The organism is Fodinibius salsisoli (assembly GCF_026229185.1).
GTDB classification, from domain to species: Bacteria; Bacteroidota; Rhodothermia; order Balneolales; family Balneolaceae; genus Fodinibius; species Fodinibius salsisoli.
Genome location: NZ_JAGGJA010000001.1, coordinates 140,541 through 155,889, shown reverse-complemented (window position 1 = coordinate 155,889; position 15,349 = coordinate 140,541). Strand labels below are relative to the sequence as shown.

Here is a 15,349-nt window from a genome sequence, read left to right as displayed (position 1 = left end):
TTATGAAGAATGATAGACTTTGTTGTCTGACCTTAATGTTGTTGGTCGCATCCCTGCTAAGCTGTAGCAAGAGCAAGGATAGTGTCTTCCCAACGGATACCAATGCAAGTGCCCCAGACCCTGTGAGTAATATTGCAGTGGAAAATATCCCCGGAGGAGCAAAAATCACTTATGATTTGCCTCAGAGTGAAAACCTGCGTTATGTAGAAGCTGAATTTCCCATTGGAGATGATGATGTCCGCGAGGTGAAAGTTTCTCACTATAAAAACGTACTCACCGTAGAAGGCTTTCCGGATGCTAGTAAGTATGAAGGAAAGATATATGCAGTTGGACAGGATGAGCAACGCTCTGAACCCGTAACCGTTTCCATTGAGCCTCAAACACCGCCGGTAGTCAATGTGTTTGAAACAGTGACGATGAATGAGACTTTTGGCGGGGTTAAAGTAAATTTTGAGAATGATTTTGAAGCAGATCTCATGCTGAATGTACTCATGGAAGACTCCACGGGAGAAGTGGTTTCAGCATATAAGCATTATACCCAGAGTCAGCATGGAACCTTTGCTGCACGTGGTTTTCCGGCTGAGCAACGCCGCTTTGGTCTATATATCCGTGATCGTTGGAATAATCGGTCTGACACCATTTTCACTGAATTAACTCCTTTGTTTGAAGAGGAACTAGCCCCGGAAAATTTTGCAGAAGTAGCTTTGCCAACCGACTCGCATGAACCTCACTGTTGTGGTGATGGCATACATTCGATGTGGGATGGCGTGTGGAATGAAAGTTCTAATGTCTTCCATACTAAGGCAACGGGCTTGCCCCAATGGTTTACTATTGATTTGGGAGTTAAAGTCAGGTTAAGTCGGTTTAAGTTTTATCATCGAAATAATGATTCTCCGAATGACGGAGCCTATTACTCGGGGGATGTAAAACAATTTGAGGTATGGGGCAGTAACGATCCTAATTCCGATGGAAGCTGGGGGAGCTGGACCAAATTGGGAGATTTTGAATCCATTAAGCCCTCCGGACAGGAACCTCCTACAAATGAAGACATCGAGTATTGTTGTGTCAATGGAGAAGACTTTGAAATTCCCGATGCTGAAAATGCTCCTGCTGTACGCTATTTGAGATTTAAGGTCAATGAGAATTGGGGAGGCGTGACCGGCTGGTTGTATATAGCAGAGCTTAGGTTTTGGGGGAGCATACAAGAAGTATATAACTAAAGGAAGATGAGGCTATTTAAATTGTAAAGCCTACAAAATGAACTTTATTAAATTGATTCGTTATGAAATCTATTCACGTTAAGTATTTCTTATTGGCAATCATTGCGGTAGCTATCAGTTCTGTCTCATGTAGTGATTCAATGCATAGTTCTTATGAGGGATTTACAGAGGGAGGGCCGATAGACTATCCGGCCATTCCCAACGCTGATTCTATTAAAGTTTATCCCGGAAAGAATCGGGTGCAAATATCATTTCCATTGCCCTCAGACCCGTCGGTTAGTAAGGCCAGGGTCTATTGGCGCAATGGCAGCGACTCTCTTGAAGTACCAATAGATCGAGAAGCAGAGGACGGGATGGTCAATATCATGCTTTCGGATATGGCAGGGGGATCCTACACTTTTGATATCTATACCTTTGATGAGGAGAGAAACCGGTCAATCAATGTAACAACCATTGGTGAGGTGTATGGTGAGAGTTATATTAACTCGTTACTCTCCCGGGCCCTTGAACAGACGCTTTTTATTAATGACCAGTTAGAAATTGAATGGGGGGATGCTGAAGACACAGAGGTATATACCGAGGTTCACTATCAGACGGCATCAGGCGATAGAAAAACGGCAGTTATAGAACAGGGAGAGACAAGTAGTGTTCTTGAAGATTACGACTACGAGGTGAGTAACGATATTATTGAATATACCACCTACTTTCATCCCAGTCCTATGGCTATTGATACATTTAAGACCGAGGTAACGCCAGCTGAGATTAGCTTTGGAATTGGCGATATCATTGCAGACATAGCCCAGAATGATGGTGCGTCATCGTGGGAGGTGCCAGAAACGGGTTTGCAATCAGGTGTTAAATCTTATGTTGATCGGGATTACGTATTCGGAGATGTAGGGCCTTACCAGGGCTTGGAATTTATCCGGTCTGCCAATGATTCCAAAGCCTGGTCAGCCGAAGGCATTGAAGGTGATCCCCTCGCAACAGTAACGATACGAGAAGACCTGCAGGGTACGGTAACTTTTTATGCAGCGCATGATGATCGTTTGGATGAAAGTAATTACAGATGGTTGCAGGAGCGGGGTTGGAGTATGAATGACACCCAGGTCGTACTGGATGAAAATGGTACTGACCGCACCTTTAGTGTCTGGGAAAAACAATTTGAAGCAGGTGACGAAGTACTGCTCGGAGGAACGGGGGGGACGGGCCTTTTATTCTGGTTTTTTGCAGAGATAAATGGTGGGTAACCAAAATAATAACCTTGAATGTTGGGTTAATTGATAGGTATGAACGTTAGAGTACTTATTGCAGGCATACTGTTAACTTTTTTAGATTTGTCTGTACTCGCTCAGCCCCTTGCTTTTCCCGGGGCTGAAGGCTTTGGCCGCCATGCTTCGGGTGGCAGAGGTGGAGAAGTATATTTTGTGACAAATCTGAAGGATTCGGGGCCAGGGTCATTCCGTGATGCGGTAAGCCAATCCCATCGAACGGTGATCTTTAGAGTGGGTGGAGTTATTAAGATCAAATCTCGCATTGTGGTGGCTCCAAACATTACCATCGCAGGTCAAACAGCACCGGGAGAGGGCATTACTATTTATGGGAATGGACTCTCGTATTCAAAAGCCAATAACACCATAACGCGATATATCCGAATCCGGATGGGGAAGGTGGGCGATAAAGGAAAGGATGCTATGGCCATTGCTTCCGGTCATGACATGATTTTTGATCATATATCGGTTAGCTGGGGACGTGATGGCACCTTCGATATCAATGGAGAAGTACGCAATGTGACCATTCAGAATTCTATTATTAGCCAGGGACTGCAAAATCATTCAACCGGGGGGCTCATACAGTCTGAGGGCGGAATTTCAATACTGCGTTGTCTGTATATCGACAATCATACCCGAAATCCTAAGGTGAAGGGAATTAATCAGTATGTGAATAATGTGATTTATAATTGGGTTGTAGCGGGGTATATACTGGGGGATTCAGGACGCCATTCTGAAGCAAATGTACGCAATAATTATTTCATTGCAGGTCCAGAAACAAAGAGTGCCCCATTTAATCGAGCGAATAAAAACTTTCATCTTTACGCTTCTAAAAATTGGTATGATGATAACAGGAATGGCCGCCTGGATGGAGCTATTATAGATCAGACTGTCTATGGACCTGTAAGCTGGATGAGGAAGCCGTTCAATTTTCCCACAGTCACTGTGCGATCAACTCAAGAAGCCTATAATTGGGTTGTTGAGCATGTAGGTTCGTCTCTACATCGCGATGAAGTTGATCAATTTTTGATCAATGAACTCACTTCTTTGGGTGAAAAAGGTAAAACGATTAGTAACGAAGCAGGTTTACCGACAGCAGGACCGGGTGATATAAGCGGGGGAACCCCTCCCAAAGATGCTGACCGTGATGGCATGTCCGACAAGTGGGAATTGGCGAAAGGGCTGGATCCAAATAACAAGATGGATTATAATGAAGTGAATAAAGAGGGCTATACTAATCTCGAACGGTATCTTAATGCTCTTATAAAGTAGCAAAAGGCATAAATAAGAGAAGGAATCTGCCTATCTAATTTTTTTATTCTACCTATGTGGATGAAAATCATTTAAATAAAAGTAGATTGTTCCCTTCGCCGCCTCTAATAAGATGAAGGATAGTATAGAACTTGGTATAAGTCTTCGGGAAAAAGGGAAGCTTACACTACAGTGTGTGATTTACTTTTGACAGAAGCAGAGTTTTACAAGTCTGCTCCGATTCAAAGCACGGCTGAAAGATAGGGTAACTATTCGTCTTGTGATGTTTACATTGTTTGATAAGTCGTTTATAAACTTATTGCTGATTTTCTGTAAGCTCCTGCAGAATATACCGCAGATAGCGATGAAAACAAGGTTAAATGAAGTACAGCAATGTGTTTCAAGGTTTTATACTATACTTCATAAGATGCAAATTATTTAGTTTATACCGATGAATCATATTGGTGGGAGGCAAACACTGAACATTGGAATCCGAACATACCATTTTTAAACGATGAGAATTATTTTATCCGCACTTATATTACTCCTGAATTTTTCCCCACTCTTTGCGCAAGATTGGGCACCCAAAGTACGAGAAGACGTACCCTTAGACTCTATCAGGCTCAGCGATCCCGCCATCCTTGCTGATAAAAAAACGCAAACCTACTACATGACCGGAACGGGGGGCTTGCTTTGGGAAAGCAAGGACCTGCGTACCTGGACGGGTCCTTACCAGGTTGTAGAGACCGATCCTGACTCATGGATGGGCCCACGTCCAATGATTTGGGCCGCTGAACTGCATCAATACCAGGGCAAGTATTATTACTTTGCCACATTCACCAACAGGGATGTGGTTATCGATACGGTAAAGGGCAATGCCATTAACCGTCGTGCCAGTCATGTATTGGTTAGTGACCAACCTGATGGCCCGTACGTCCCCATGGAAGACGATACGTATTTGCCGCCGGATATCCCCACGTTGGACGGCACGTTTTTGGTCGGTGAGGATGGCAAACCGTATATGATTTACTGCGAGGAATGGTTGATTAACTGGAACGGGACCATGGAAAAAATTGAATTGAAACCTGATTTGTCAGGTACTGTAGGGGAGGGAGAAGTGTTGTTTCGGGCATCTGATTCTCCCTGGAGCAAGGAGCGGGATGAAGATGGAAATATAACCCCCAACAAGGTTACCGATGGCCCTTGGTTATTCGAAACGCAAACCGGAAAGTTGGGGATGTTGTGGACAAGCTGGGCTTTTGATGATTATGTACAGGGGGTGGCATACTCCGAGAGTGGTACACTGGATGGACCATGGGTACACCAAGAGGAGCTAATCACTCCGCCAAATTTCGGGCATGGCATGCTTTTTCGCACATTTGAAGGAAAGTTGCTTATGTCGGTTCACAGCCACAAAAGTGTAGACGGGCGCTACATCCGCATACCTCATCTTTTTGAAGTGGATGATTCCGGGGACAAAATAGTCGTAACGGGCCCGTATCAACCATAGAAAATTTTATTCATAAGCCAGGTACCACCAGGCGGCTGGACGTTGACTTGGGAGACCTGAATTTTTGCTCTTCCGGTACATCCAATTGATGATCAGTTTGAGATATAGCTGGGCGTACAGGTTGATGGTAGGCTTATTGATATAACACATGGCCGAAGTAAAGAATGGAAGCAGAACGTGTTGTCCAATACAGCAACAGAATCAAGTATCTTCACTGGATTGGAGCCTGCAATACATACTATCAAGCTGTATACCATTGATCCGGCTTTAATTCTCGATCGGATTGAAAATGATATGGAAGGACGCCCCACCATCAAGAGATCGTAACTACTTATAAGTGGAGAGAGTGGGCCCAATAAAAAGACAGTAGATAATAGGTTTCGCCCTCTCTTCATAAACGAAGAAGTGTAATAAGATTGTGCAATCGATTGTACAAAAGGATCAGCAATATTCACCAAAAATATAGGGTCATGAAAGAGAAAGTTAGTTTTAACGTTTTATCCCAATGGATTTTAATGTTATTGGGAGTGTTAGTGTGGACCACTCCTGCTTTTGGTCAGGAAACTACGGTAGAAGGCCAGGTTATTGATCAACAGACAGGAGAAAGCTTGCCAGGTGTTAATGTAGTAGTAAAAGGTACAACCACCGGTATTTCTACCGATGGGGAAGGGAGGTATGAGCTTAATGTGCCTTCGCTACAAGATACACTGATATTTTCATTCGTAGGGTATCAAACAACAGAGGTGCCCATTAACGGCAGAGAGCAAATTGAAGTGAGCTTGCAGCCCCAGGCTATCACGGGTGAAGAGATGGTCGTCGTTGGGTACGGCACGCAACGACGCCAGGATGTGACAGGATCGATATCGTCGGTGAACTCAGATGACTTTAATGCCGGTGTATCTCTTGCACCAGAACAGCTCATGCAGGGCAAGGTCGCCGGGGTAAATATTGTAGAGAGCAGTGGAGCACCGGGTGCTGCTTCGGAAGTTCGTATCCGGGGATCAAGTTCTATTTCTGCCGGCAATGATCCGCTATATGTAATTGATGGGGTACCGGTGCAGACGGCTTCTACAGATAATTATATTAACATCGCGGGGGCTTCATCGACCTCTCCTTTTAATTCTATGCCTTCAAATCCCCTCAACACACTGAACCCATCAGATATTGAGTCCATCGACATCCTGAAGGACGCTTCTGCTACAGCAATTTATGGGTCACGGGGAGCGAATGGCGTCATTATGATTACGACAAAAAATTATTCTGAGACAACCGTGAGTTACAATGGCTATGTCAATGTTTCAACATTACCGAGCCAATTGCCATTTCTTTCGCATGATCAGTATGTGGGTTATGCTGAAAACAATGGACTTGAATATCCGGATGAAGGAGCCGAAACCAGATGGCAGGATCAGGTGTTCCGAAATTCAGTATCGCAGAACCACAATATTTCATTTGGTGGAACCTCCGATAATACCAATTACCGGGCTTCTGTCGGATATAATAATCAGGAGGGTATTGCGCTGGCTTCCAATTTGGAGAAATACACCGGCCGCATCAACTTAACACAGCGAGCGATGGATGATAAGCTGCAGATCAACTTAAATTTGATGGCAGCAAGAGTAGACCAAAATAATGCGGCTATTTCTTCAAATATAGGAAATGAAGGAGGTAACCTGTTAAAAGATGCCCTGCGTTGGTCTCCAACACTGCCAGTTTATAACAATGATGGCAGTTACTACCAGATTGGAGAGTTGCGCGTTAATCCGGTTTCATGGCAACAGCTGGAAGATGTTACTGAACGAAATACGCTGCTGGGTGATGTGAAGTTAACCTACGATCTGATGGAAACACTGAGTGTATCAGTAAATCTGGGTCATAACAGGGAAGACCTTAACCGGTATAGTTTTGTGCCGGCCTCGCATCCGGTGGGGGCAAGTGAAAATGGACGCGCTTCGATCAACAAAGTACAAAATGAGAGCAACCTCATAGAGACCACGGTCAATTATGTGAATGATATATCGGAGAATAGTTATATCAATTTCTTGGCAGGCTATTCATTTCAGCGCTTTGTCGTTAATAGTACTTTTACGCAGGCCAATGACTTTTCTTCGGATGCTGTAAAATGGAATCTTATTCAATCAGGAAGTACACTGGTTAATACATCCGGTAAGTCGGCTAACAGGCTGGCCTCGGTGTATGGTCGGTTAAACTACCGTCTGATGGATCGCTATAACTTTACTTTTACACTGCGGCGTGATGGGTCAAGTCGGTTTGGTCCTAATAACCGCTGGGGACTTTTCCCATCCAGTGCTGTTGCATGGAATATTACGGAGGAAGATTTCTTTAATGTTGATGCTATTAACAACCTGAAGTTTCGACTGGGGTATGGCGTTACCGGAAATCAGGAGATTCCCAACAACCTTTTTATGGAACAGCTTTCCATTGCGGGTTCTTCTACATATTCACTGGGTGGGCAGGCCGTTCCAAGCGTGCTTCCCAGCAATTATGCCAACCCCGATCTCAAATGGGAGCGAACAACGCAAACAAATGTTGGTCTCGATTTCGGTTTGTGGCAGGGACGTCTCTCCGGATCAGTCGATTATTATATGAAAAAGACCACCGATCTTTTGCTCAGTTTCTCAACGGCTGCCCCTTCGGTAGTGAATACGCAGTGGGCGAATGTCGGCGAAGTTGAAAATAAAGGCCTGGAAGTTTCGCTGAATGCAGATATTATACAAAGTGGTGACCTGATTTGGAACAGTAGTGTTAACTGGTCTACCAACGAAAATGAGGTCATCTCGCTTTCAAATGAGCAGTACGAGCGCGACTATTTTCGAACCGGTCCGCTTTCAGGAGTCGTCAGTTCCTCAAACGGTTATACCCAAATTATTAAGCCGGGCTTGCCCTTAAATACTTTCTGGGGGCGTAAGTATACCGGCCTCGATGAAAACGGACAGGAAACATATCTGGATGAAGACGGAGACGGTAGCGCTGACCTTGTAAAAATCGGCGATCCTAATCCGGATTTCACCTACGGCTGGACGAACTCCGTTCGATGGAGACGGTTCGATGCCTCGGTGACCATGAGAGGGACCATAGGCAACGATGTGTTTAACAATACGGCTGCTGAATTTTCATATACCAACCTTTTGCCGGGTAGCAATGTGCTGGAAACAGCTTTGGAAAGACAGCAGAACGGATTAAGTCCGGAGCAAACTGCCCAGTTTTCTTCTCAATGGTTAGAAGATGGAAGCTATTTAAGGCTGGCTAACCTGACGCTTGGTTATAACTTTGATACTTCCTCATTGCCGTTGGTCTCCAAAGCTCGATTATATGCTACCGGTCAAAACTTATTTGTAATCACCGGATACTCAGGATTTGATCCCGAAGTACAAACCAATACCAACACCGGGGGATCTGCTCCCGTAGGTATTGATTACTTAGCCTACCCTCGACCGCGCGTCTTTCAGTTGGGAGTAAATTTATCGTTTTAGAACCGATATACGATACAAAATGAATGTCAAAAGCTTATAGTATTATGAAAGAATCAATGAAAAGAATAAATAAGCAGCTGCTTATGTTAGCTGTAGCGCTATTAGTTATATTCCCGGCTTGTGAGTTACAGGAACAACCGCATTCTGTGTTTACCCCGGATAATTATTACGATAATGAGTCATCAATCCTAACCTCGCTGTCTGGAGTCTATAGAGATTTTGCTACTATCTCGAGTATGGGTCCTCCTTACCGTGTTTTAGAGCTTACTACCGACCAGGTGGTGGTTCATGCCAAAATTCAGGGGTGGTGGGATGGACCTGATTTCCATAATCTGGCCCGCCATGAGTGGACGCCCTCGCATGCTTGGATTGGCGATTTCTGGAATCAACTTTTTGGTACCGTCGGTCAGGCAAATGCCTTGATCAGTTCATTACGCAGCTCCGATCTGGATGGGCTGGAAGGTCCCATTGCTGAGTTACGAGCACTACGTGCTTATGCCTATTTTTACCTAATGGATCTCTATGGAAATGTACCCATCTTTACAGAGCCCAAAGTGGATCCCAATAATCTGCCTACGCAGAACACACGGACAGAAGTTTTTGATTTTGTCATCGAAGAACTGTCTGCTGCAGCAGAAGTATTACCCTCTGCTAATGATGTCGGGGCAGAATATTACGGCCGTCTCACCAAGGAAGCCGTCTATGCCCTTATAGCAACGACCTATCTTAATGCTGAGGTTTATACCGGCGATGCTCAATACGATATGGCTATAGAGTATGCCGACCAGGTGATAAATTCTGGTGCCTATCGTTTGCTCGATGATTATCACGCCAATTTTGCAGCGGATAATAGTAATAACGAAGAAATGATTTTCGGCAGTGTCTATACGCCCAACGAAACGGGTGGGATCGGGCATCCTTTTGTGCTGAAAGTGCTTCCCGGTATTACCGGTGGCTTGTTTGACCTGCCCTTTACTCCGCAAAATGGTTTTGGGACTCGTCCTTCTGTAGTGGAGTTATATGAAGACCAAGATGTTAGGAAAGAGATGTTCCTTACCCCGGGACCACTGACTGATCCCCGTACCGGCGATACCGTTATGGTAGAACGCATTGTGCCGGATGGAAACTCAGAGTTATATGTTGAAGGAGAGTCGGACCAAGGACCTGTACCCTATGAAATTATCAAAGCTGACGGCCTTCGAAATCAGCCGATGAATGCAGGTGTTAAATGGATAAAATGGGGGCTTGATCCCAATACCGATGGCGGTGATGCCAGTAACGATATCGCATGGATTCGATATGCGGATATCCTGCTTGTCAAGGCTGAAGCCCAGTTGCGGTCAGGCACTGGTAATCCGTTAGCGCTGGTAAACAGGGTAAGAGAGCGAAGTAATGCTTCACCTCTAACTTCTCTGACCCTGCAGGACATCCTGGATGAGCGTGGACGAGAGCTTGCTTTTGAGATGTCGCGAAGACGAGACCTAATCCGCTTCGGTCAGTTTACCAATAGCTCGTGGGAGTTTAAGGAGCCATCCGAAGAGTACCGCAGGTTATTCCCTATCCCCACGGAGGCTTTGGATGCAAATTCAAATTTAGATCAAAACCCTGGATACTAATTAGGTAGAAACTACATTTATACTGCTCCGCCAGAGTTATAGGTAGCTGCCTATAATTCTGGCGTGGCTTTTTTAAGCTACACAATGTTTGTTGTTAACATATTCTATAATATTAGCATGTCTTATTTAAAGAAGTTCGGGGTATGCAGTTGCTCGTTACTTATTATTGGAATCCTGTTTGTCGGCTCGGCTCATTCCCAGAACGCCAATGAACGTGACATCCTGCTGCCCAAAGCTGCTAATGCTAACGTACCCTCTATTTACCTGGTGGGAGATTCCACCGTAAGGAATGGAAGCGGGGACGGATCAAACGGCAAATGGGGATGGGGAAGTTTTCTGGGAGCTTATTTTGACTCAACCAAAGTGAATGTGGTGAATCGGGCGCTGGGGGGACGTAGCAGCAGGACCTATATCACACAGGGCTATTGGGATCAGCAACTCGAGTTATTGGATGCCGGGGATGCAGTCATCATCCAATTTGGACATAACGATGCCAGTCCGGTGAACGACACCAGTCGCGCCCGGGGCGTTTTGGATGGCATTGGTAGTGAAAAAAGAGACATTTTCAATAAACTGACGCGCCAAGATGAAACAGTCCGTACCTATGGCTCCTATCTACGAACCTATATTTCGGATATTCGAAGCCGGGGAGCAATTCCAGTCATCTGTTCGCTGGTACCGACGAACGGAGATGTAATTGATGATGAGGAGCAATTTGCAACATGGGCCGAGCAAGTAGCTACGACCGAAGGAGTCCCTTTCCTGGATTTAAACGACATCATTACTCAGGGATACCAGGAAGTGGGTGAAGCAAAAAAGCAGAAGTTCTTCTCGGACGATCGGGTGCATACAACGCGTACCGGAGCCCAATTTAGTGCGAAGATGGTCGTAGCGGCTTTGAAAGGGTTGCAAGAAAATCCGGTGAGTGATTGGTTTTCTGATAAAGCTGATAAAGTGACGTCCCGCCGGAATAAGGCAGAAGAGGCTTCGCGTCCCGTTGTAACCGGTTATGGAGAGGGGCTTTTTGAGGTTGGTGAGCTTATGTATCAAAGTGATTTTGACGATCCGGATGTGTGGGGGGTTCAAATAGAAGAGGCGAATTCTCCCATCCAGCCACGCGTAGACTTTTGGAATGGCTTTTTGGAAGTATTAGTGCCGGGACGAGGAGCGACCATCTGGAATAAAAAGAAGTTTAGCGGTAATGTTGCAATTACGTACAAGGTCAAAGCTCCTTCAACCTACGTAGATGAGCTGGGGATCGTCGTTCGTGACATCAATGTTTTTTGGCATGCCTCGGATCCAAAGATTCCTGACGCCCTGTTTGATCAGGACAAATATACCGGGGCATTTACCTCCTATCACAAACAGCAGGGTTATTATGCAAGTATGGGGGGACGGGACAATACCACGACACGATTCAGGCGATACCCACGCACCCAAGACGGCGAGCCTGCTAATCACCTCGCTCTCACAAGCAGAGATGGACAGGAAGAGTATCTTATTAAACCGAACAGGACGTATACAATACAGCTGGTTGTCTTTGACGATGTTATTCAATACATCGTGGATGGTAAGGTTTTTTATGAAATACGTAACGGAGATATGGTAAAGATCACGAATACTGATGGAAGTATTAAAGAAGTGAGATATACTAACGAGCGGTTCCTCGCATATGAGGAAGGATGGTTTGGCTTTCGGCTGGTGAATACCCATCACATCTATTCAGATTTTCGGGTTTACCGGTTGAGGCCTGTAGAATAAGGAGGCTGTAATTTATATAACTACTTTGAGTCTGAGATAAAGGATGTTTTAACCAAGGGTTCCCAGAAAATCCCTCCTTCAGGAGGGTGGCCCAATTTGGCTTTTTTAAGCCGAATTGGGTCGGGAGGTGTTATTTAGGATGGCCAAACACCCCTCCTCCCGAAAAATCGGGACGGCTCTCCCCTCGAGGGGAGATTTTTATAGCTTATTTCTTACATCGAACTGATGTTAACTATCAAAAAATTAAAGAATGAAAAAGGTTTTACAGAGTTTAGTTGTACTTGGTTTTGTCTTTGTCTGTGTTGGAATGAACTTTGAGTTAGTTGCTCAAGGTCAGGATTCCGGAGTGAAATTACACTGGCTTAAAGACCAAGCGCCCGACGTGCCTGCAGGCGTGAGTTGGGGAGTGCCATTTCCACAAGGTGAAGTAAAAAAAGGAATCCAGTTTACACTTGCCACGGCTAATGGAAGTAGATTGCCTGTACAGAGCTGGCCTACGGCTTACTGGCCAGATGGATCCTTAAAATGGGTCGGGTTAGCTACGACGGTTGATACCACAAATGAAGGTCCTTTGACGCTATCCGTTGTGGAGAAAAAAGAAGAAGCTAATCAGCTGGACTCGCCACTTTCAGTCGAACGAGAGGATGGACAGATTAAGATAAAAAATGGGACTATGGCAACTCATTTGGCTGAGAGAGGGCGTTCACTTATCGACTCTATCGTGGTTGACGGTCGTAAAGTAGCAGGTTCTGCACGACTGGTGGCGATACACCAGGAAGGTCCCGGAGAGGATGTTTTGAATCCACCAAATCGGGAAAAAACAGTGAGCCGTATTGACTCGGTACGTATTGAGCAGGATGGCCCGGTTCGAGCGGTAATCCGTTTCGATGGTAGGCATCAGGCAGTCCAGGGAACCCTCGAATGGCTGCCTTTTACAGTGCGACTTTATTTTTATGCGGATAGTAATCCAGTAAAAATGGTCCACTCGTTTACCTACGATGGTAACCAACAACAGGATTTCATTAAGGGACTTGGTCTCCAGTTTGATGTTCCTATGCGGGAGCAGGTACATAACCGGCACATTCGCTTCTCTGGGAAAGATCAGGGACTTTGGGCCGAGCCGGTAAAGCCGTTGGCCAGCCGCCGTCGCATCAGCTACCAAGATGAGTCGGTCTATCCCGCCCAGGAGAAGGGGAATCGCGTGCCCAACGTAGAAGAATTTGAACCACCGGTTCAAGGTTTGATTAATGATTTAGCTGACTGGAATGATTTCAAATTAGTGCAGGAGAGTCCGGATGGCTTTACCATTCAAAAACGGACGAGCCCCAAGGGGCAATGGATTGCAGCAGGCGCCGGCACACGCGCTAGCGGCTTTGCTTTTGTGGGAGATGTCAGTGGTGGTCTGGGCGTTGGACTTCAAAATTTTTGGCAGACGTATCCGTCTCACCTCGAGATTAATGACGCCACTAAGGATGTCGCAACACTCAACGTCTGGATGTGGTCGCCGGAAGCCCCGGCCATGGATATGCGCCACTATGATACTGAAGCCCATGGCTTACAGGCCAGCTACGAAGATGTGCAGGAAGGGTTTAGCATTGCTAATGGGGTGGCACGGACACATGTATTAACACTTTTTCCAGAAGGATCGGTTGCTTCACACAAAAAATATGCTACAAAGTCTAATGTCAGCCAAAATCCGCCCCTGCTTACAGCCTCACCGGAGTATCTGCACTCTGCCAATGTATTTGGAGTCTGGAGTCTGCCCGATCGCTCATCTCCGGGCAAGCGATGGATAGAAGATAAACTTGATGCGGCCATTGAGGTATATCAGAAAGAGATTGAACAGCGTCGTTGGTACGGTTTCTGGGACTATGGGGATGTAATGCACAGCTATGACGGGGTGCGCCATAAATGGCGATACGACGTCGGGGGATTTGCCTGGGCTAATTCAGAATTGGTTCCAGATATGTGGCTATGGTACAGCTATCTGCGCACCGGTCGCGAGGATATCTTCCGGATGGCCGAAGCCATGACGCGCCACACTGGAGAAGTGGATGTGTACCATTCCGGACGGTTTGAAGATTTGGGTACTCGCCACAATGTAATTCATTGGGGCGATGGAGCCAAGGAAGCACGGATCAGCCAGGCTGCCCTGCGACGTTTTTACTACTACCTGACCACTGACGAACGCACGGGTGACCTGATGCATAATGTGAGTGATACCGAAGAGTCTTATACAAAACTTGATCCTATGAGAAAGGCTATGCCTGCAGACGAATATCCAACCGAAGCCCCAACACGATTGCGGGTAGGACCCGACTGGCTTGCCCTGGCAGGTAACTGGATGACGGCCTGGGAACGTACCGGGGATGAAAAGTATCTGGAGAAAATTAAGAACGGCTTCGACAGCATTGCGTCGATGAGGTACGGGCTGTTTTCAGGTCCGGGCGTACTGGGCTTTTATCCGGAAACCGGTCGTTTGCTGAATGATACAGCACAACCGTATGACCATCACACCTCGCACCTGCTCATGATTATGGGCGGAGCTGAAGTTTTATTTGAGCTGACGGATCTAATCGATCATGAAGGGTTTGAAGAAACATTTCTGAATTATAGCCGACTCTATTCAATACCACAAGATTCACCTGACCGCAGTTCTTCGGATGGAACAGTTGGCGATGGCAATTTTAAGTCGTGGCATGCACGATTGACGGCTTATGCTGCTGTTCAGCTGGATGATCCCAAACTGGCAGAGCGCGCTTGGAAAGATTTCCTGGGTAACTCTGGCTGGCCAAAACCCGAACAGCGTTTTGAAACAATAAATATTTCTGGTCCGGAGGTCCTCCACCCGATGGAAGTGAGTCCCTGGACCTCAACGAATGAAACGGCACAATGGTGCCTGAATGCCATCCAGATCCTGGAACTTATAGAAAACCAGATGCCGGAAAAGCATCCCGCGTGGAATTAAAAAGTCATCTTTCAATACCTGAAAAAAGAAAACACAGTAGAAAAAGAGTTTGGTTCCCTCTTAGAAGTTGGAGCACCGAATTTGGAATAACTTGGATCAATCTGTGCAATCGATTGTACTCTTTGTTTAATTGAAATGGTGCCAAGAATAAGAACTTTTACAGACCTGAGAGCGCAAGAACATAACCATAAACATTGTGATGATTGATAGATATTGTAAAAAAACAAGGGACTTAAAATATATCTCCTTGCTAATTGTGAG

General features: G+C 45.7%; 9 protein-coding genes. All 9 read left to right on the top strand.

The window, feature by feature from the left end; genetic code table 11:
• Window positions 1–2: 2 nt before the first annotated feature.
• The 9 genes from J6I44_RS00515 to J6I44_RS00480 all read left to right on the top strand — a co-directional run bounded on the left by J6I44_RS00515 (window position 3) and on the right by J6I44_RS00480 (window position 15,088).
• A complete protein-coding gene (locus J6I44_RS00515; protein ID WP_265763969.1) occupies window positions 3–1,220 on the top strand; it encodes a DUF5000 domain-containing lipoprotein in 1,218 nt (405 codons plus the stop codon).
• 62 nt (window positions 1,221–1,282) lie between these two features.
• Window positions 1,283–2,467 (top strand): DUF4998 domain-containing protein, encoded by a 1,185-nt coding sequence (locus tag J6I44_RS00510; protein ID WP_265763968.1) that lies wholly within the window; start codon window positions 1,283–1,285, stop codon window positions 2,465–2,467.
• Window positions 2,468–2,506: 39 nt separating this feature from the next.
• Window positions 2,507–3,760, top strand: a complete 1,254-nt coding sequence (locus tag J6I44_RS00505; protein WP_265763967.1) for a pectate lyase family protein — start codon at window positions 2,507–2,509, stop codon at window positions 3,758–3,760.
• A gap of 493 nt (window positions 3,761–4,253) precedes the next feature.
• Window positions 4,254–5,249, top strand: a complete 996-nt coding sequence (locus J6I44_RS00500; RefSeq protein WP_265763966.1) for a glycoside hydrolase family 43 protein — start codon at window positions 4,254–4,256, stop codon at window positions 5,247–5,249.
• Window positions 5,250–5,357: 108 nt separating this feature from the next.
• The gene (locus J6I44_RS20720; RefSeq protein ID WP_350356662.1) at window positions 5,358–5,576 is read left to right on the top strand and encodes a hypothetical protein; all 219 of its coding nucleotides are present in this window, start codon (window positions 5,358–5,360) and stop codon (window positions 5,574–5,576) included.
• 143 nt (window positions 5,577–5,719) lie between these two features.
• Window positions 5,720–8,743 carry a SusC/RagA family TonB-linked outer membrane protein gene (locus J6I44_RS00495; RefSeq protein ID WP_265763965.1) on the top strand — a complete coding sequence of 1,008 codons (3,024 nt, stop codon included), beginning with the start codon at window positions 5,720–5,722 and terminating at the stop codon, window positions 8,741–8,743.
• Window positions 8,744–8,787: 44 nt separating this feature from the next.
• A complete protein-coding gene (locus tag J6I44_RS00490; protein ID WP_265763964.1) occupies window positions 8,788–10,359 on the top strand; it encodes a RagB/SusD family nutrient uptake outer membrane protein in 1,572 nt (523 codons plus the stop codon).
• 117 nt (window positions 10,360–10,476) lie between these two features.
• Entirely contained in the window at window positions 10,477–12,120 is a 1,644-nt protein-coding gene (locus J6I44_RS00485) for a DUF6250 domain-containing protein (RefSeq protein WP_265763963.1), read from the top strand.
• A gap of 250 nt (window positions 12,121–12,370) precedes the next feature.
• A complete protein-coding gene (locus J6I44_RS00480) occupies window positions 12,371–15,088 on the top strand; it encodes an exo-rhamnogalacturonan lyase family protein (protein WP_265763962.1) in 2,718 nt (905 codons plus the stop codon).
• The last annotated feature ends 261 nt before the right edge of the window (window positions 15,089–15,349 follow it).

Excerpts from the sequence above, each read along its gene's own strand:
- J6I44_RS00515 (WP_265763969.1), top strand. The coding sequence starts at position 3 with ATGAAGAATGATAGACTTTGTTGTCTGACCTTAATGTTGTTGGTCGCA.
- J6I44_RS00510 (WP_265763968.1), top strand. The coding sequence starts at position 1,283 with ATGAAATCTATTCACGTTAAGTATTTCTTATTGGCAATCATTGCGGTA.
- J6I44_RS00505 (WP_265763967.1), top strand. The coding sequence starts at position 2,507 with ATGAACGTTAGAGTACTTATTGCAGGCATACTGTTAACTTTTTTAGAT.
- J6I44_RS00500 (WP_265763966.1), top strand. The coding sequence starts at position 4,254 with ATGAGAATTATTTTATCCGCACTTATATTACTCCTGAATTTTTCCCCA.
- J6I44_RS00495 (WP_265763965.1), top strand. The coding sequence starts at position 5,720 with ATGAAAGAGAAAGTTAGTTTTAACGTTTTATCCCAATGGATTTTAATG.
- J6I44_RS00490 (WP_265763964.1), top strand. The coding sequence starts at position 8,788 with ATGAAAGAATCAATGAAAAGAATAAATAAGCAGCTGCTTATGTTAGCT.
- J6I44_RS00485 (WP_265763963.1), top strand. The coding sequence starts at position 10,477 with ATGTCTTATTTAAAGAAGTTCGGGGTATGCAGTTGCTCGTTACTTATT.
- J6I44_RS00480 (WP_265763962.1), top strand. The coding sequence starts at position 12,371 with ATGAAAAAGGTTTTACAGAGTTTAGTTGTACTTGGTTTTGTCTTTGTC.